Source organism: Parahoeflea olei (genome assembly GCF_001703635.1).
Taxonomy (GTDB): domain Bacteria; phylum Pseudomonadota; class Alphaproteobacteria; order Rhizobiales; family Rhizobiaceae; genus Hoeflea; species Hoeflea olei.
In genome coordinates, this window is the sequence record NZ_LQZT01000011.1 from 5841 (window position 1) to 23539 (window position 17699).

Genomic DNA, 17699 nt, shown 5'->3' on the forward strand with positions numbered 1-17699 from the left:
CGAAGAGGGCGTGCGCCATCTCGATGCGCCCTCCGCCGCCGTGTTTGCCGACCGCCGGCTCAAGAGCCGGCTTCTGGATTTGGCCGACGACCACCCGATCGTGCTCGACCTGCACTGCGACGACGAAAGCGTGCAGTATCTCTACATCCCCGAGCCGCTGTGGCCCGCCATGTCGGACCTCGCCGCCTGCCTCGACGCGGAAGCCGCCGTGCTGTGGGACCAGGGCTCCGACCGGGCCTTCGAGGAGGCGGCCTTTGCGCAGATGCGCGCGCGGGCCGGCAGGGACGGCGATCTCGAAGGGCTTTGCTGCACCACCGTCGAACTGCGCGGCCAGCTGGATGTCAGCCCGGAGATTGCCCGCAAGGATGCCGAGGGTCTTTACCGTTTTCTCGTTGCCCGCGGCGTGATCGCCGACGAGAGCGCTGTGCCCGCAGAGCTGCGCCCGGATTTCGTCGCCGAACCGATCCGCCATGTGGAAATGGTGCGTGCCCCGGTGGGGGGCACGATCCTTTATCATGTCGCGCCCGGCGACCGCATCGAGGCCGGGCAGCTGGTCGCCGAAGTCGTTACCCGTCCGGGCGAGCCGGGCGGGGTCGTCGCCGTGCATGCGCCCCAGGACGGGTTCGTGCTGACCCGCCGTGGCCGTCGTTTCATCCGCATGGGCGACGACCTGATCAAGCTGGTGGCGCGGGCGCCCTCGCCCTTCGCCAAGGCCGGCGCGCTTGAGGACTGACGCGGCAGGCGGCCCGTGGCGCGTCCGTGGCAGCGGGTCGCGCGGTTTGAACCTTTGACAAAAGCGCGCCAAACCGCAACAAAGGAGCGGATGGACAGGGCCGCGACACCGGCCAGAGCAGTTCGGAATGCGGCCACGGCCAAGCCGGGTCGCCGAAACAGGGAGACAAGCATGGGAATTTTCACGAAGACAATCGCGCGCGCCACGCAGGCCGCGGTGCTGGGCGCGGCCCTCGTCGCCGGCGCCTCCGGGCTTCAGGCGCAGGAGATGAACTTCTTCTCGATCGGCACCGGCGGCACCGGCGGCACCTACTTCCCGCTCGGCGGCGCGATCGCCAACGCCATTTCCAACCCGCCCGGCTCGCGCAGCTGCGAAGAGGGCGGATCCTGCGGCGTGCCCGGCCTGGTGGCCATCGCCCAGTCCTCGCGCGGCTCGGTCGCCAATGTCAACGCCATCAAGTCTGGCATCCTGAGCTCCGGTTTCTCCCAGTCCGACGTCGCCTACTGGGCCTATTCGGGCACCGGCACGTTTGAAGGCCAGGAGCCGATGCAGGAGCTGCGCGCCATCGCCGCGCTCTATCCCGAGCACATTCACCTGGTGGCCTCCAAGGCTTCGGGCATTGCCTCGGTTGCGGACCTCAAGGGCAAGCGCGTCTCGCTCGACGAGCCCGGTTCCGGCACCTATGTCGACGCCAAGCTGATCCTTGGCGCCTTCGGCCTCTCCGAATCCGACGTCACCGTCGAAAACCTGAAGCCCGGCCCGGCCTCCGACGCCATCCGCAACGGCCAGCTCGACGCGCTGTTCTTTGTCGGCGGCTACCCGACCGGTACGCTGGTTGAACTCGCCTCCAGCGCCGACGTGGTGCTGGTGCCGATCTCCGGTCCGGAAGTCGATGCCATGATCGCCGAATACTCGTTCTTCTCCAAGGACCCGATCCCGGATGGCGTGTACCAGGGCGTTGCCGGCGCGGACACCGTCGCCGTGGGCGCACAGTGGCTCACCAGCGCCAACCAGAAGGACGAGCTGATCTACGAGATCACCAAGGCGCTGTGGAACGACAACACCCGCAAGCTGCTCGATGTCGGCCACGCCAAGGGCAAGAACGTGACCAAGGAAACCGCGCTTGACGGCATCGGCATCCCGCTTCACGCGGGCGCCGAGAAGTTCTATCGCGAAGTCGGCCTGATCAAGTAAGGCTGCGCGGATACACCATGCAGAAAGGCCGTCCGGGCAACCGGGCGGCCGTTATTGTTAAGGAACGGGGGACACCACCATGAGCGGGACCGACGAACCGGCCATCGACCTGGCCGAACTCGAGCGCAAATACGATCCGGAAATGGCGTTCCGGCCGACCGGCAAGACGGTCACGATTCTGGTCACGGCTGCGTTGGTCGCGATGTCGATCTACCATTATTACGCAGCCGGCTTCGGACTGGTGCGGGAACTGGTCCATCGTGGCATCCACATCTCCTTCGTGCTGGGGCTGATCTTCCTGGTGTTCGGCGCCACCAAGCGCGAAAACGATACGCTCTATCCCTCGAGCGTCTTGCGCCCGGGCGGCATCGGCCTGTGGGACTGGGCCTTCGGCCTGCTCGCGGTTGCAGCCTCGCTCTATCTTCCGCTCCTGCCTGCAAGCGCGGTCTCGGTCCGGGTCGGCAATCCCTCGGGCTTCGACGTGTTCATGGGCACGGCGCTGATCCTGCTCACGCTCGAGGCGGCGCGCCGGTCAATCGGCTGGACGCTGATGGCGATCGCCGTCGCCTTCATGGCCTACGGCCTGTTCGGCCAGTACATGCCCGGCGTGTTCCGCCATCCCGGCGCGTCCTGGAGCGCGCTGGTCAACCATCTCTACATGACCGACCAGGGCATCTATGGCATCGCCGTGGGCGCGGTCGCCAAATACGTGTTCCTGTTCGTGCTGTTCGGCGTGCTCGCCACCCGCATCGGGCTCGGCAAACTGTTCATCGACGTGGCCTCGTCGATCGCCGGGCGCTATGCCGGCGGCCCGGCCAAGGTCGCGATTTTCTCCTCGGCCCTGCTCGGCACCATCTCCGGCTCGTCGATCGCCAACACCGTGACCACCGGATCGCTGACGATCCCGGCGATGAAGAAAGTCGGCTACAAGCCCCATTTCGCCGGTGCCGTGGAGGCGACAGCCTCGACCGGCGGGCAGATCACGCCGCCGATCATGGGCGCGGCCGCCTTCATCATGGTCGAGTTTCTCGAAATCCCCTATCGCGACATCGTCTATGCGGCGGTGTTCCCGGCGCTGCTGCACTACATCGGCATCTTCGCCATGGTGCATTTCGAGGCCAAGCGGCTGGGCCTGCGCGGCCTGCGCCCCGACGAGATGCCGCAACTGGTCAAGGTCTTCACCGAGAACTGGCTCGCGGTCGTTCCGCTGCTGATCCTGATGGTGCTGATCCTGTCCGGCCGCACGCCGGACTATGCCGCGGTCTGGGGCATCACCGCCTGCATCGTGGTGGGCTTCATCACGCCGCACAACCGGCTGACCGTCAAGGACCTGATCGATTCGCTCTCGCTGGGTGCCAAATACGCGCTCGCCGTGGGCGCGGCTGCGGCAGTCGTCGGCATCGTCGTCGGCGTCGTCACGCTCACCGGCACTGCCTTCCGGCTGTCCTTCATCATCACCCAGACGGCCGGAAACCTGGGCTCGACGCTGACCGCGCTGCTGCCGGCGGGGCTGGTCACGGTCAATGCGCTGGCGCTGTTCTTCACGCTGGTGTTCACCGCCTTCGCCTGTATCCTGATGGGTGCCGGAATTCCCACCACCGCGACCTACATCATCCTGGTTTCGGTGGCGGCGCCGGCCCTTTCGCTCCTGGGTGTGGAGCCGCTGGTCTCGCATTTCTTCGTCTTCTACTACGGGGTGCTGGCCGACATCACGCCGCCGGTGGCGCTTGCGGCCTATGCGGCGGCGGGGATTGCCGGGTCGAACCCGTTCCAGACCGGCAACACCGCCTTCCGCCTCGGCATCGCCAAGGCGTTGGTGCCCTTCGTCTTCGTCTATTCGCCATCGCTGCTCTTGGTCACGCAGGGCTTCACCTGGGAGGCGTTCTTCATCACGTTGACCGGAGCGACGCTCGGCATCGTCATGCTCGGCGGGGCCTTCACCGGCTTCATGGTGGCGCCGCTCAACCGGCTGGAACGGATCTGGCTGGGGCTGATGGCACTTCTGTTCGTGGCGCCGGGGCTCACCACCATGGCGATCGGCGTGGTGCTCTCCTTGCCGGTGCTGGTGCGCCAGGTGCTGGGATGGCGCAGGCAGCAGGCGGCCGAAAGCGCGGGCGCCTGAGCCGCGCGCTGCATTGGCGGCCTTAGCGGTTGCCGTAATAGAGCGACACGGCGTGTTCGGCTTCGGCGAAGAACAGCCAGCGCTCGGCCAGGAGGCCCACGATCATCGACAGCGCCGGCAGCAGCGTCAGCACTGCCGGCGCGCCGGTCACATGGATCAGGGCAAGGCAGAGGAGCGGCACCGCGCAACCGAGGACCAGCGCCAGCGCGCGCAAGCGGCGGGCATGCTTGCGGCCGATCACATGCACCATTTCGCGGGTCAGATAGTTCTCCCCCGTGTGCGGGCGCTCGAGCAACCGCACCCGGCCGAGAAAGCCCAGGCCGGTCGCCGTCTCGGGCGAGGAGGCTGCCGTGGAGAGCCGGCTGCGGCTCGCCCGCACCCACCAGGCCCATTTGAGCGCCCAGGCCAGTGCCACCAGAGCAAGACCCCACAGGCCGGCAGTGGCGGCCCCGCCCAGGGCCGTTGCCACCAGCCATCCTGAGCTGAGCGCGAAGCCGAGATAGACGGCCGGCGTGAGCGCGCTGTTCCAGTGCGGCACGGTTCGGAGCTGGGCGTAGATCATCGAGGTGGTGAACACGGTGACGAGCGCGCCGAGGGCTGCCGCGCCCCCCAGAAGCGCCGGCCGGTCGCCGGTCGTCATCCAGACGAGTGCATAAAGGCCGAACAGCACCAGCGTCGCGATCGCGGCGATGCCTTCGCGCGACAGCCAGCTTGAGCGCCACTGGCTCAGCGCACGCAAGGCCCTTTCGGGGTGGCCGAGATGGAAGACCGAGGCGAGCAGCCCGGCGACCGCCAGTCCGCCTGCCACCAGGGAGACGACGAAGGCGCGCCCGGCGCCGCCGTCGATCTCGAACCCGAGGCCCAGCAGCAGGATCATCCCGAAGCCCGCACCCGACAGGACGGTGAAGAAAATGACGGAAACGGCTGGATGCATGAGGTGTTATCCGAGTTTGTCGAGCGCGGCGTCGAGCCAGCCCAGAAAGCCGTCGGCCTTCGCGGTCTGCGGGCGGGTGGCCGCAACCGGGCCGGCCGCGGGGGCACGGGCCTTGGGCCGCGGCGGCAGGTAGCGGTTGACCGGCTTCGTCCCCATTTCCGGCATCAGTTCGATGCCGCCCCGGTCGGCGACCAGCCGCGAGACATGTGAGCCCGGATCGTTGAAATCGCCGAAATGACGTGCGTTCGAGGGGCAGGTGCGCACGCAGGCCGGGATCCGGTCCTCTTCGGGCAGCACTTCGTCATAGATGCGGTCGACGCAGAGCGTGCATTTCTTCATCACGTTTTCGACCGGGTCCATCTCGCGCGCGCCATAGGGGCAGGCCCAGGCGCAGAGCCCGCAGCCGATGCACATGTCTTCGGTGACGAGCACGATCCCGTCCTCGCTGCGCTTGTGGCTGGCGCCGGTCGGGCACACGGTCACGCAGGGCGCGTCGTCGCAATGCAGGCAGGATTTCGGGAAATGCACGATCTGCGCCGGGGCATCCGCGGGCGTGACCTCGAAGGTGTGGATCCGGTTGAGCCAGGCGCCCGAGACATCGGCGCCATAGGCGTCGGCATCCGACAGCGGCGAGGCGCCGGCACCGGTGTTCCATTCCTTGCAATTGACCGCGCAGGCATGGCAGCCCACGCAGGTGTCGAGATCGATCACCAGGCCGAGGCGCTTGTCGGTCGAGGCGGGCAGGCTGGTCATTGCGCCCTCCGTCGTCCGTGCCGTACCTGGCGCGGTGCCGCACCGACCGGGCTTTTCTGGGACGATGCGTGCGGCAGGCTGTGGCCGGTGGTCTGGTCGGGGTCCTTGCGGATCGCCACCCGCAGATCGAACCAGGCGGCCTGCCCGGTGACCGGATCGGAATTGGCCCAGCGCCGGCCGTCGCCCTTCGCCGGCAGCAATTCGTCGATCAGGTGGTTGAGCAGGAACCCGCGCGTGGCCTCCGGCGCGTCCGCGTCGAGCGCCCAGGCGCCCGAGCGCTTGCCGATTGCGTTCCAGGTCCACAGCGTCGATCCGTTGACCGCGTCCATGCGGCGGATCTTCACGCGGATTTGTGCCGACGACGAGGACACCAGCGCCCAGTCGCCATCGGCAAGCCCGGTCGCGTCGCACACCGTTCCAGGCACATAGAGGGCGTTTTCGCCGTGGATCTGTCTCAGCCAGGCATTCTGCGAGCCCCAGGAATGATACATCGCCGCCGGGCGCTGGGTGATCGCGTGCAGCGGATAGGCGGCTTCGTCGAGCCCGTCTTCCAGAAAGGGTTCGTACCAGACCGGCAGCGGATCGAAGCAGCGCCCGATGCGCTCCCGGTGATGGGCGGGAGCCGCAGGCTTGATCTTGCCTTCCGCTGCAAGTTGGAACTTGCGCAAGGGTTCGAGATAGAGCTGGAAGACATTGTCGACCGGCCCGTCCTGCAGTCCATGGGCGATCGCCCAGTCGCTCCAGGCCCGGTTGGCATGCTTGAAATAGAGCGCCTCGGCCGGCACATGCACCTCGGAGAAGCCGCCGTTCTCTATATAGCGCGCAAGCTGGTCCGGGTTGGGTTCGCCCCGCCCGGTCTTGTCGCCATCCTCGCCACGCCAGCCCGACAGCGGACCGACGCCCGGCTTGCGCTGGTGATGGACCATGTAATCGGCATAGTCCCGATAGACCGGCTTGCCCGCGTCATCGACCATGCCCGGCAGGCCGAGGCGGGCGCCGAGATCGAGAAGCACGCTCTGGAAGCCGCGCACGTCGCGGTCGGGCTCGACCACCGGCCAGCGGATCGAATCGCACATCGCGCCCGGCTCGCTGATCGGCCGGTCGAGCAGCGAGATGCAGTCGTGCCGCTCGAGATAGGTGGTGTCGGGCAGGATGAGGTCGGCAAACGCCACCATTTCCGACGAATAGGCGTCCGAATAGATGATCTTCGGGATCACATAGTCGCCGCTCGCGTCCTTGTCGGTGAGCATTTTCATCACCGCGGCGGAATTCATCGAGGAGTTCCAGGCCATGTTGGCCATGTACATGAACAACACGTCGATGCCGTAGGGATCGCGGGCGTGCGCATTGGAGATCACCATGTGCATCAGCCCGTGCGCCGACAGCGGCGCATCCCAGGAAAACGCCTTGTCGATGCGTTGCGCGGTTTCCCCGTCGGCTTCCAGAAGCAGGTCCTCCGGCCCGCGCGGATAGCCGAGATGCGGGCCGGCGAGCGGCGTGTCGGCGCAGGCGCCGCCATGCGGCCGGGGCTGGCCTGCCACCGGTCGCGGATAGGGCGGCTTGAAGCGGAACCCCCCGGGGCAATCGATCGAGCCGACCAGGATCTGAAGAAGATGCAGCGCGCGGGCGGTCTGGAACCCGTTGGAATGGGCCGAGATGCCGCGCATGGCGTGAAACGCCACCGGCCGGCCGATCATCCGCGCGTGGCGCTCGCCCTTCATGTCGGTCCAGGGCTGCTCGACCACCACCTCACGCTCGAAGGCGGCGGCGGCGATTTCGCGGGCGATGCGGGTGATCGTTTGCGCGTCGATCCCGGTCCGGCCGGCAACGCTCTCGGGCGCATACTGCGGATCGAGATATTTGTGGGCCAGAAGCTCGAACACCGGCGTCGCCCGCCGGCCGTCGCCGAGCTCGACGGTGCCCCGGAGGGCTGGCCGTACCCCGGGTATGGCCGAGGAGACGATCGTTCCGCCTTCTCGATCGGCCACCAGCGGCACGCCGTCCTCGCCGCGCGCGAACAGGCCATGGTCGGCGCCGCCGGGATTGTCGATCACCAGCCAGGGCGCGTTGGTGTAGCGGATCAGGTAGTCGAGATCGACATGGCCTGCCTTCAGGAGTTCGTGCACCAGCGCCAGGATCAGCAGCCCGTCGGTGCCCGGCGTGATGCCGAGCCATTCGTCGGCAATCGCGTTGTAGCCGGTGCGCACCGGATTGACGCCGATCACCTTGACGCCGCGGGCCTTGAGCTTGCCGAGCCCCATCTTGATCGGGTTGGAATCGTGATCCTCGGCCACGCCGAAGATCATGAACAGTTCGGTCTTGTCCCAGTCGGGGGCGCCGAATTCCCAGAAGGCGCCACCCATGGTGTAGATGCCGGCGGCGGCCATGTTGACTGAACAGAAGCCGCCATGGGCGGCATAATTCGGCGTGCCGAACTGTTGCGCCCACCAGCCGGTCATCGACTGGCTCTGGTCGCGGCCGGTGAAGAAGGCGAGCTTGCGCGGGTCGGTGCGGCGCACCTCGCCGAGCCACTCTGAGGCAAGCGCCAGCGCCTCGTCCCATTCGATCTCGCGGAAGTCGCCGGAGCCACGCTCGCCGGTGCGAAGCAGCGGCTTCTTCAGTCGCGCCGGCGAATAATGCTGCATGATCCCCGCCGATCCCTTGGCGCACAGCACGCCCTTGTTGATCGGGTGGTCGCGGTTGCCTTCGATATAGCTCACATGACCGTCGCGCAGATGCACGTCGATGCCGCAGCGGCATGCGCACATGTAGCAGGTGGTCTTGCGGATCTCGGTGCCGTCGGCAGTCGCGTCGCTCGCCCCGCGGGTCTGGTCCATTCGCCCTCCTGAACACGCATGACCGACTGCCCTGCGTCGTGCATTTGCAGCGAGTCTCCTCCCGCAGCCTGCCAAACGGACCCGTCGGGGGGCGAAATGTCAAGGCCGGTGCCTGAGGCCAGTTCGACTAGTTTTAAGTCCAGTTGCCGGATGCGGCCTGCTCTCAGCAGGCGGCGTCGCCCTTGGGCGAGCAGTAAAGACCGTGCAGGACTTCGAGCACCGCCGAGACTTCCCTGCCCTTGAGCGAATAGTAGATGGTCTGGGCATCGCGGCGTGTGGCAACCAGATCGGCGTCGCGCAGCTTGCGCAGGTGATGCGACATCGCCGGCTGCGACAGCCCGGCCATCTCGGCAAGCTTGAGAACGCTTTGCTCGCCGTCGAGCAGAATGCACAAGATCCTCAGGCGCACCGGTTGCGACAGCATTTCCATCAGTTTCGCCGCGTCGCTCATGCGCGGTTCCATTTCAAGCATGTCGTGGGAATCAGGCATGGCCCGTGGTCCGTTTCTTGAACATTCGATTCCTTTTATATAAGGAAATTTGACTGGAGTTTCAACCGCCCGGCGCCCGCGTGCTGTCGCGCCGGATCAGCTCCACCTCGAGGATGGTCGTCTCAATCGCCGGGGTGGTGTTGGTGCGGACATGCTCCATCAGCAGTCGCGCGGCGGTCATGCCGATCCGCTCGCGCGGCTGGCGCAGCGTGGTCAGCGCCGGAATGAAGCGCCGCGCGATGGCGATATCGTCGAAACCGACCACCGACACGTCGGCGGGCACGCTGACGCCGTGGCGCGAAAGTTCCGAAATGAACCCGAAGGCCATCTGGTCGGACTGGCAGAACACCGCGGTCGGACGGCGGTCGAGCCCGAGCCAGGCCCGCGCAGCGCCGGCGCCGGCATTGAGGCTGAAATCGCCGGGGAACAGATGGGCGGGATCGAGCGCCAGGCCCAGGGTCTCCAGCGCGCTCAGCGCGCCCCTGCTGCGCGCCTCGGTCAGCACATTGGTGCCCGGTCCGGTGATCATGCCGATACGGCGATGGCCGAGATCGGCGAGATGGGCGATCGCCAGTTCGCCGCCGCGCACATTGTTGGCGCGCACCGAGGCGAACGCGCCGTTGGGGGTCCACTCGCAGGCAAACACGATCGGCGGCGCTCCGGTATCCGCGCCCGCCACGGCGAGGATCTCGTCGGGCAGCGAACCGTCGAGCGCGATGATGCCGTCGGCGCGCGAGGCATGCAGATATTCGAGGATCAGTTGCGGCTTCGAATGCGCCTGCCGCGTGTCGACCACAAGCATGTTGATGTCGGCTTCCGACAGCGCGGCCTCGATGCCCGCCAGGATCTCGGAGAAAAACGGATTGCCGAGATTGGGCACCAGCACGACGATGGCGCCGGTGCGCTGCCGCCTCAAGTTCCGGGCCGACAGATTGACCCGGTAGCCGGTCTTCTCAGCGGCGGCCAGCACCGCGTTGCGTGTTGATTCCGCAACGGTTTCCGGCTTGCTCAGGGCCCGGCTCACGGTCGCCGTCGACACCCCCGCAAGTCGTGCCACATCGGTTATTCTTGCCGCTCTCGGTTCCATGATCTGCCGTCGCTCGGGTTGTCCCCGACAGCGCTCAACCACCATCGGTAAATATCACTTGACTCCAATTCTCATCACGGTCAACCTTTATGTAATCGATTGCAGTGCGGGAGTAGGACGAGCGATGTAATCGATTGAAACGGTGTGAGGACACCGGGGAACCGGAGCGTTGCGGGAGAGCGGCGCGGCCGGTCGGAGGAACATTCCTGGGAGGGAACTCGATGAACACATTCAAGCATTTTCTTGCTGGTGCATCCGTGCTGGCACTCTCGGTAACCGCCAACGCGGCCGAACTGGAAGTCACCCACTGGTGGACCTCCGGCGGCGAGGCCGCGGCCGTCGCGGAATTCGCCAAGGCCTTCGAGGCCACCGGCAACACCTGGGTCGACGGCGCGATCGCCGGCGGCGGCAGCACCGCCCGCCCGGTGATGGTCAGCCGCATCACCGGCGGCTCGCCGATGGGGGCGACCCAGTTCAACACCGGCCGACAGGCCGAGGAACTGGTGGAGGCGGGCCTGATGCGCGACTTCACCGAGCTCGCCGAGAAGGAGAACTGGAAGGAGGTCATCCGCCCGGCCAACCTGCTGGAAGGCTGCACGGTCGACGGCAAGGTCTATTGCGTGCCGGTCAACATCCACTCCTGGCAGTGGCTGTGGCTGTCCAACAAGGCCTTCGAGGATGCCGGCGTGCCGGTGCCGACCAATTGGGACGAATTCGTCGCCGCGGGTCCGGCGCTCGAGAAGGCCGGCAAGATCCCGCTGGCGATCGGCGGGCAGTCCTGGCAGACCACCGGCACCTTCAATGTGCTGATCCCGGCCATCGCGGGCAAGGACGTCTTCCTCAAGGTCTATCAGGACCATGACGCGGAGGTGGCCGCGGGGCCGGAAATCGCCAAGGTGTTCAAGGCCGCCGACGATGCGCGCCGGCTGTCGGCGAAATCCAACGTGCAGGACTGGAACCAGGCCACCAATCTCGTCATCACCGGCCAGGCCGGCGGGCAGATCATGGGCGACTGGGCGCAGGGCGAGTTCCAGGTCGCGGGCCAGGTCGCCGGCAAGGATTACACCTGCCTGCCCGGCCTCGGCGTCAACGAACTGATCTCGACGGGGGGCGATTCCTTCTACTTCCCGAAACTGGACGATGCCGACAAGACCGCGGCACAGGAAGTCCTCGCCTCGACCATGCTCAACCCGCAGACCCAGGTCGCCTTCAACCTGAAAAAGGGGTCCGTGCCGGTGCGCGGGGACGTCGATGTCTCGGCGGCCAATGACTGCATGAAGAAGGGCCTCGACATCCTCGCCAAGGGCAACATCATTCCCGACACCAACCAGCTCAACACCGAGGACACCAACAACCAGCTCAACGACCTGTTCGTCGAGTTCTTCAAGACCCCGTCCATGACGCCGGAAGAAGCGCAGAAACGCTACGCTGACATCATCGCATCCGCCGATTGATTTCAACGCCGAACGCGGCAGGCCGATCCGATGCGGACCGGCCTGTCCGCGCAGACGTGGAGGACGTGATGAACACCAGCGGAACCGCTGCCCGCCGCCCGAGCCAGCTGTTCAGGAACCTGAACGCAAAGGTGGCGTCGATCCCGATGATCCTCACCGCCCTGATGGTCTTCCTGGGCGGAACCGTGTGGACCATCGTCTACTCGTTCACCAATTCCAAACTGCTGCCGCGGCTCAAATTCGTCGGTCTCGACCAGTACGAGCGGCTTTGGTCCGCGCCGCGATGGTGGACGTCGATCGAGAACCTGGTCGTCTATGGCGTGCTCTCGCTGATCTTCTCTCTGGTGATCGGCTTCGTGCTGGCGGCGCTGCTCGATCAGAAGATCCGCTTCGAAGGCGTCTTCCGCACCATCTTTCTCTACCCCTTCGCCCTGTCCTTCGTCGTCACCGGGCTGACCTGGCAGTGGATCCTCAATCCCGATTTCGGCGTGCAGCACCTGGTGCGGGCGATCGGCTGGGAGAGCTTCACCTTCAATCCGCTCTATGACCAGGACATCGTCATCTACGGCATCCTGATCGCCGGGCTCTGGCAGGGCACGGGCCTGGTCATGTGCCTGATGCTCGCGGGGCTGCGTGGCATCGACGAGGACATCTGGAAGGCCGCGCGGGTGGACGGAATCCCGATGTGGAAGACCTATCTGTTCATTGTCATCCCGATGATGCGGCCGGTCTTCATCACCACGCTGGTCATCATCGCCTCGGGCATCGTGCGGCTCTACGACCTGGTGGTGGCGCAGACGAGCGGCGGTCCCGGCGGTGCCTCCGAGGTGCCCGCGAAATATGTCTATGACTACATGTTCCTTGCCCAGAACCTGGGGCAGGGCTTTGCCGCCTCGACCATGATGCTGCTGTCGGTCGCCATCATCGTCGTGCCCTGGGCCTATCTCGAATTCGGAGGTGGCAAGCGTGGCTGACGTTCAGACCCTCAACACCGTCGCCGTGGGCACGGACCCGGTCACGGACCGGATCTCCGGCCCGAGGGGAGCCAAGCCCCGCCCGAAGCTTTCGCGGCGCAACATCTTCATCTACGGCACGCTGATCGTCGTGGCCGCCTATTACCTGGTTCCGCTCTACGTGATGGTCGTGACCTCGCTCAAAGGCATGCCGGAGATCCGTCTCGGCAACATTTTCGCACCGCCGGTCGACATCACCTTCGAACCTTGGGTGAAGGCCTGGGCGACCGCCTGCACCGGGCTCAATTGCGACGGGCTCAGCCGGGGGTTCTGGAATTCTGTGCAGATCACCGTGCCGTCGGTGATCTTCTCGATCGCGGTCGCCTCGGTCAATGGCTATGCCCTTTCCAACTGGCGCTTCAAGGGCGCCGACACCTTCTTCACCATCCTCATCGTCGGCGCCTTCATTCCCTATCAGGTGATGATCTATCCAATCGTCATCCTTCTGAGGGAAATCGGGTTGTACGGAACGCTGTGGGGCCTGGTGATTGTGCATTCGATTTTCGGCATGCCGATTCTTACGCTCTTGTTCCGGAACTACTTCAGTTCCGTTCCCGAGGAGCTGTTCAAGGCGGCGCGCGTCGACGGCGCAGGCTTCTGGCGGATCTACTTCGTCATCATGTTGCCGATGGCGCTGCCGATCTTCGTGGTCGCCATCATCATCCAGATAACCGGCGTCTGGAACGATTTCCTGTTCGGCGTGATCTACACCAAGCCCGACACCTATCCGATGACGGTCCAGCTCAACAACATCGTCAATTCGGTCCAGGGGGTGAAGGAATACAACGTCAACATGGCCGCGACCATCCTGACCGGGCTGGTGCCGCTGTTCGTCTATTTCGTCTCCGGCAAGCTGTTCGTGCGCGGTATCGCGGCCGGTGCGGTGAAGGGATAAGAGAATGCAAAGTGTATCGATCCGCGACCTGACCCTGAAGTTCGGCGCCCTCGAGGTTCTCAAGTCCCTGAGCCTCGATATCGAGGACGGCGAGTTTCTGGTCCTGCTCGGCCCGTCCGGATGCGGAAAGTCGACCTTGCTCAACTGCATCGCCGGCCTGCTCGACATCTCCGACGGCCAGATCTTCATCAAGGGCAGGAACGTCACCTGGGAGGAGCCCAAGGACCGCGGCATCGGCATGGTGTTCCAGTCCTACGCGCTCTATCCGCAGATGACGGTCAAGGGCAATCTGTCCTTCGGGCTGAAGACCGCGAAGGTGCCCAAGGATGAGATCGACCGCAAGGTGGCCCGCGCGGCCGAAGTGCTGCAGATCGAAGCCTTGCTCGACCGCAAGCCCTCGCAGCTTTCGGGCGGTCAGCGCCAGCGCGTGGCGATCGGCCGGGCGCTGGTGCGCGATGTCGACGTGTTCCTGTTCGACGAGCCGCTGTCCAACCTCGACGCCAAGCTGCGCTCGGAACTCCGGGTCGAGATCAAGCGCCTGCACCACCGGCTCAAGAACACCATGATCTACGTAACGCACGACCAGATCGAGGCGCTCACGCTGGCCGACCGCATCGCCATCATGCGCAACGGCATCATCCAGCAGCTTGCGAGCCCGAACGAGATCTACAACCGCCCGGTCAATCTCTATGTCGCCGGGTTCATGGGCTCGCCGGGCATGAATTTCATGGAGGGTACGCTCACCGGCGGCGGACCGGACGGCGGGCCGCAGCTCCGGTTCGGATCCACGTCGATTCCGCTCGACCGCTACCCCTTCGCCGCTGACGCCCGCCCGGAAAAGGTGATCTTCGGGATCCGGCCGGAACATGTGAGTTGCGGTCCGGCCGCGGCCGACGAACCGTTCAGCGCCGATGTCGAGATCGAGGTGGTGGAGCCGATGGGTGCGGACACGCTGGTGTGGGCGATCCTCGACGGCAAGGAGTTCCGCTTCCGCGTCGATGGCCACAGCGATCTCGACGAGGGCGACCATGTGCGGATCGGCTTCGATCCCGCCCGCGCCTCGATCTTCGATGCCGGCACGGAGCTCAGGCTTTGAGCGGCGCTCGCGGTATTGCGCGCCGGTGCGCCCGGCCTGCGTGCATGACCCGGTGCGGCCCCCCTTGAGACTTCCGGACCGCCCGCAGCCAAAACGCCAACATTCGGAAAGACAAACGCGATGAATTTCTCCTTTCAGCTCTACAGCGCCCGCAAGTTCCAGCCCTGGCCCGACGTCCTCTCGATGCTCGCCGAAGCCGGCTATGCCCATGTCGAGGGGTTCGGCGGCGTCTACGAGGACCCGTCCGGGTTTCGCGCCCTGCTCGACCGGAACGGTCTGACCATGCCGTCGGGCCATTTCTCCATCAATGCGCTCGAAAACGACCTGGAGACGGTGTTCACGATCGCCGCGACGCTCGGTATCGAACGGATCTTCTGCCCGCATATCACCGTCGAGCAACGGCCCGCGGATGCCGAAGGCTGGCGCGATTTCGCAAGACGGCTCGGTGCCGTCGGCGACAAGGTGCGCGCCCGCGGCTATGCGTTCGGCTGGCACAACCACGATTTCGAGTTCGTGAAGCTCGAAAACGGCGCCACGCCGATGCAGATCCTGCTCGATGCGGCGCCCGCTATCGACTGGGAAGCCGACATTGCCTGGATCGCGCGTGGCGGGGCCGATCCGTTTGAATGGATCGCCAATTACGGCAACCGGATCACGGCGGTGCATGTGAAGGACATCGCGCCCGCCGGCCAGGCGCTCGACGAGGATGGCTGGGCCGATGTCGGCCATGGCACGCTCGACTGGCCGCGCCTGTTCAGGGAGATCGCCGCGCGGACTCCGGCGCGGCTGATGGTGATGGAACATGACAACCCGCTCGACGCCCGCCGGTTTGCGTCACGGTCCCTCGAATTCGCGCGCGGCGCGGCGGAGTAAGTCGGATGACCCAGGTTCTCGGCGTCGGACTGATCGGCTGCGGCAACATTTCGGCCGCCTATCTCAAGCTTGCCCCGCTGTTCCGGGGCATCGAAATCCGCGCCTGCGCGGATATCAGCGCCGCCGCGGCGAAGGCGCGCGCGGAGGAATTCGGCATTCGCGCGGAAACGGTCGACGGGCTGCTCGGCGCCCCCGATATCGACATTGTCGTCAACCTGACGGTGCCGGCGGTGCATTACGAGGTGTCGGCCCGCGCGCTCGACGCGGGCAAGCATGTCTATTCGGAAAAACCCTTCGTGCTGACGCTTGAGGAAGGCCGCGACCTCGCCGCGCGTGCGGCCAAACGCAATCTCCGGGTCGGCTCGGCGCCCGACACGTTCCTGGGCGGCGCCCACCAGCTGGCCCGGCATCTGGTCGACAGCGGCGCGACCGGTCGCATCACCGGCGGCACCTGCCATGTGCTGAGCCCCGGCATGGAGCACTGGCACCCCAATCCCGACTTCTTCTTCAAGCCCGGCGGCGGCCCGATCCTCGATCTCGGCCCCTATTACATCTCCAACCTGGTGCAGCTGATCGGCCCGGTGGCCCGCGTCGCCGCGATGTGCTCGATCCCCTCGCCGCAGCGCAGGATCACCTCCGAGCCGCGCCATGGCGACATGATCACGGTCGAGACCCCGACCACCGTTCACGCCATTCTCGAATTCGCCAATGGCGCGCTCGTCACGCTCGGCGCGAGCTGGGACGTCAAGACCCATGGCCACCGGCCGATGGAACTCTATGGGACCGAGGCGAGCCTGATCGTGCCGGATCCGAATTTCTTCGGCGGCAAGGTCGAACTGATCGGCCCCGACGCGGTGGCGCTCGACCTGCCCGCGTGGGAACATCCGCTCGGCGTTCCCAACCAGGAACACAAGCAGGGCATGATGGCCAATTATCGCGCCGCCGGCCTCGCCGACATGGCGCTCTCGATTCTCGAAGGCCGGCCGCACCGCTGCTCGCTCGAATTCGCGCTGCATGTGGTGGACGTCATGACCGCGATCCTGCAGTCTGGCGAGACCGGCAGTTTCATCCATCTCACCACCGATGGCGAGCAACCGGCCGCGCTCGATGCCGAAGCCGCCGCGGCCCTTCTCAAGACGAAAGACTAGCATTCATGTGGACACCCGCTTCCGACCGATACGACAGGATGAGTTACCGCCGTGTCGGCCGCTCCGGCCTCAAGCTGCCGGCAATCTCGCTTGGCCTCTGGCACAATTTCGGCGGCGACACGCCGCACGAGTTGAAGCGCGAGCTGTGCCGTACCGCCTTCGACCTCGGCATCACCCATTTCGATCTCGCCAACAATTACGGCCCGCCGCCCGGCTCGGCCGAAACCGCGTTCGGCGAGATCCTGAAGACCGATTTTCACGGCTTGCGCGACGAGCTGATCATTTCCTCGAAAGCCGGCTACAACATGTGGCCGGGTCCCTATGGCGAATGGGGCAGCCGCAAATACCTGGTCTCAAGCTGCGACCAGAGCCTGAAGCGGATGGGGCTCGACTATGTCGACATCTTCTATTCGCACCGGTTCGATCCGGACACGCCGCTCGAGGAAACCATGATGGCGCTCGATTACATCGTGCGCTCGGGCCGGGCGCTCTATGCCGGGATTTCGAGCTACAATTCGAAGCGCACCCGCGAGGCCGCGGCCATCCTCAAACAGCTCGGCACCCCCTGCCTGATCCACCAGCCGAGCTATTCGATGATCAACCGCTGGGTCGAGGACGACGGTCTCATCGACACGCTCGAGGATCTCGGTATCGGCTCGATCGTGTTCTCGCCGCTGGCCCAGGGCATGCTGACGGGCAAATATCTCAAGGGCATTCCCGAGGACAGCCGCGCGGCGCAGGACAAGTCGCTCAGGCCCGATTTCCTGACCGACAGCAATCTTGAGAATATCCGCGCGCTCAACGCCATCGCCGAACGCCGCGGCCAGACGCTCGCGCAGATGGCGCTGGCCTGGGTGCTGCGCGGCGGCCGCGTCACCTCGGCGCTGATCGGCGCGAGCCGCCCCGGCCAGATCACCGATTGCGTGGGCGCGCTCGAAAACGCGGACTTCACCGAGGCGGAGCTTGCCGAGATCAATCGCCATGCCCGCGAGGCCGACATCAATCTCTGGGCGGCGTCGGCGGAACGAAAGGGACCGGGACGCCGGTAAGGTCAGCGGCGGAGCTTGAGA

The 17699-nt window shown here is 65.7% G+C and carries 14 protein-coding genes and 1 pseudogene; 10 read left to right on the plus strand and 5 right to left on the minus strand.

Annotation, left to right across the window (positions count from 1 at the left end; genetic code table 11):
• The 3 genes and pseudogenes from AWJ14_RS08290 to AWJ14_RS08300 all read left to right on the plus strand — a co-directional run.
• Window positions 1–733 (plus strand): annotated as a pseudogene (locus tag AWJ14_RS08290) (succinylglutamate desuccinylase/aspartoacylase domain-containing protein); the annotation flags it as partial.
• Between the two features lie 171 nt (window positions 734–904).
• Window positions 905–1927, plus strand: coding sequence for a TAXI family TRAP transporter solute-binding subunit (locus tag AWJ14_RS08295; protein ID WP_066177400.1), 1023 nt, complete (start codon window positions 905–907; stop codon window positions 1925–1927).
• 79 nt (window positions 1928–2006) lie between these two features.
• Complete coding sequence (locus AWJ14_RS08300) at window positions 2007–4049, plus strand: TRAP transporter permease (protein WP_066177402.1); 2043 nt, start codon at window positions 2007–2009, stop codon at window positions 4047–4049.
• Between the two features lie 22 nt (window positions 4050–4071).
• Here AWJ14_RS08300 and AWJ14_RS08305 read toward each other — a convergent pair whose 3' ends face one another.
• From AWJ14_RS08305 to AWJ14_RS08325, 5 genes are all read right to left on the minus strand, one after another.
• The gene (locus tag AWJ14_RS08305; protein ID WP_066177405.1) at window positions 4072–4983 is read right to left on the minus strand and encodes a dimethyl sulfoxide reductase anchor subunit family protein; all 912 of its coding nucleotides are present in this window, start codon (window positions 4981–4983) and stop codon (window positions 4072–4074) included.
• Between the two features lie 6 nt (window positions 4984–4989).
• Window positions 4990–5736: a 4Fe-4S dicluster domain-containing protein gene (locus tag AWJ14_RS08310; protein ID WP_066177408.1), complete on the minus strand. Its 747-nt coding sequence runs from the start codon at window positions 5734–5736 to the stop codon at window positions 4990–4992.
• Window positions 5733–8573 (minus strand): molybdopterin oxidoreductase family protein, encoded by a 2841-nt coding sequence (locus AWJ14_RS08315; RefSeq protein ID WP_066177411.1) that lies wholly within the window; start codon window positions 8571–8573, stop codon window positions 5733–5735. The genes AWJ14_RS08310 and AWJ14_RS08315 overlap by 4 nt, the downstream gene beginning before the upstream one ends.
• Window positions 8574–8736: 163 nt before the next feature.
• Complete coding sequence (locus tag AWJ14_RS08320) at window positions 8737–9063, minus strand: ArsR/SmtB family transcription factor (protein WP_066177413.1); 327 nt, start codon at window positions 9061–9063, stop codon at window positions 8737–8739.
• Between the two features lie 61 nt (window positions 9064–9124).
• Window positions 9125–10120 (minus strand): LacI family DNA-binding transcriptional regulator, encoded by a 996-nt coding sequence (locus AWJ14_RS08325; RefSeq protein WP_245304172.1) that lies wholly within the window; start codon window positions 10118–10120, stop codon window positions 9125–9127.
• Between the two features lie 251 nt (window positions 10121–10371).
• On the opposite strand from AWJ14_RS08325, the gene AWJ14_RS08330 reads away from it, so the two are divergent.
• The 7 genes from AWJ14_RS08330 to mgrA all read left to right on the plus strand — a co-directional run bounded on the left by AWJ14_RS08330 (window position 10372) and on the right by mgrA (window position 17678).
• The gene (locus tag AWJ14_RS08330; RefSeq protein ID WP_066177419.1) at window positions 10372–11604 is read left to right on the plus strand and encodes an ABC transporter substrate-binding protein; all 1233 of its coding nucleotides are present in this window, start codon (window positions 10372–10374) and stop codon (window positions 11602–11604) included.
• A gap of 68 nt (window positions 11605–11672) precedes the next feature.
• Window positions 11673–12578 carry a carbohydrate ABC transporter permease gene (locus tag AWJ14_RS08335; protein WP_066177422.1) on the plus strand — a complete coding sequence of 302 codons (906 nt, stop codon included), beginning with the start codon at window positions 11673–11675 and terminating at the stop codon, window positions 12576–12578.
• A complete protein-coding gene (locus AWJ14_RS08340) occupies window positions 12571–13512 on the plus strand; it encodes a carbohydrate ABC transporter permease (protein WP_066177425.1) in 942 nt (313 codons plus the stop codon). The genes AWJ14_RS08335 and AWJ14_RS08340 overlap by 8 nt, the downstream gene beginning before the upstream one ends.
• Before the next feature lie 4 nt (window positions 13513–13516).
• Window positions 13517–14608, plus strand: coding sequence for an ABC transporter ATP-binding protein (locus AWJ14_RS08345; RefSeq protein WP_066177428.1), 1092 nt, complete (start codon window positions 13517–13519; stop codon window positions 14606–14608).
• A 120-nt stretch (window positions 14609–14728) separates the two neighbouring features.
• Window positions 14729–15481, plus strand: coding sequence for a sugar phosphate isomerase/epimerase family protein (locus tag AWJ14_RS08350; protein WP_066177435.1), 753 nt, complete (start codon window positions 14729–14731; stop codon window positions 15479–15481).
• A 5-nt stretch (window positions 15482–15486) separates the two neighbouring features.
• Window positions 15487–16629 (plus strand): Gfo/Idh/MocA family protein, encoded by a 1143-nt coding sequence (locus AWJ14_RS08355; RefSeq protein ID WP_066177436.1) that lies wholly within the window; start codon window positions 15487–15489, stop codon window positions 16627–16629.
• Between the two features lie 5 nt (window positions 16630–16634).
• Window positions 16635–17678: an L-glyceraldehyde 3-phosphate reductase gene (mgrA, locus tag AWJ14_RS08360; protein ID WP_066177439.1), complete on the plus strand. Its 1044-nt coding sequence runs from the start codon at window positions 16635–16637 to the stop codon at window positions 17676–17678.
• Window positions 17679–17699: the final 21 nt, after the last annotated feature.

Excerpts from the sequence above, each read along its gene's own strand:
- AWJ14_RS08295 (WP_066177400.1), top strand. The coding sequence starts at position 905 with ATGGGAATTTTCACGAAGACAATCGCGCGCGCCACGCAGGCCGCGGTG.
- AWJ14_RS08300 (WP_066177402.1), top strand. The coding sequence starts at position 2,007 with ATGAGCGGGACCGACGAACCGGCCATCGACCTGGCCGAACTCGAGCGC.
- AWJ14_RS08305 (WP_066177405.1), bottom strand. The coding sequence starts at position 4,983 with ATGCATCCAGCCGTTTCCGTCATTTTCTTCACCGTCCTGTCGGGTGCG.
- AWJ14_RS08310 (WP_066177408.1), bottom strand. The coding sequence starts at position 5,736 with ATGACCAGCCTGCCCGCCTCGACCGACAAGCGCCTCGGCCTGGTGATC.
- AWJ14_RS08315 (WP_066177411.1), bottom strand. The coding sequence starts at position 8,573 with ATGGACCAGACCCGCGGGGCGAGCGACGCGACTGCCGACGGCACCGAG.
- AWJ14_RS08320 (WP_066177413.1), bottom strand. The coding sequence starts at position 9,063 with ATGCCTGATTCCCACGACATGCTTGAAATGGAACCGCGCATGAGCGAC.
- AWJ14_RS08330 (WP_066177419.1), top strand. The coding sequence starts at position 10,372 with ATGAACACATTCAAGCATTTTCTTGCTGGTGCATCCGTGCTGGCACTC.
- AWJ14_RS08335 (WP_066177422.1), top strand. The coding sequence starts at position 11,673 with ATGAACACCAGCGGAACCGCTGCCCGCCGCCCGAGCCAGCTGTTCAGG.
- AWJ14_RS08345 (WP_066177428.1), top strand. The coding sequence starts at position 13,517 with ATGCAAAGTGTATCGATCCGCGACCTGACCCTGAAGTTCGGCGCCCTC.
- AWJ14_RS08350 (WP_066177435.1), top strand. The coding sequence starts at position 14,729 with ATGAATTTCTCCTTTCAGCTCTACAGCGCCCGCAAGTTCCAGCCCTGG.
- AWJ14_RS08355 (WP_066177436.1), top strand. The coding sequence starts at position 15,487 with ATGACCCAGGTTCTCGGCGTCGGACTGATCGGCTGCGGCAACATTTCG.
- mgrA (WP_066177439.1), top strand. The coding sequence starts at position 16,635 with ATGTGGACACCCGCTTCCGACCGATACGACAGGATGAGTTACCGCCGT.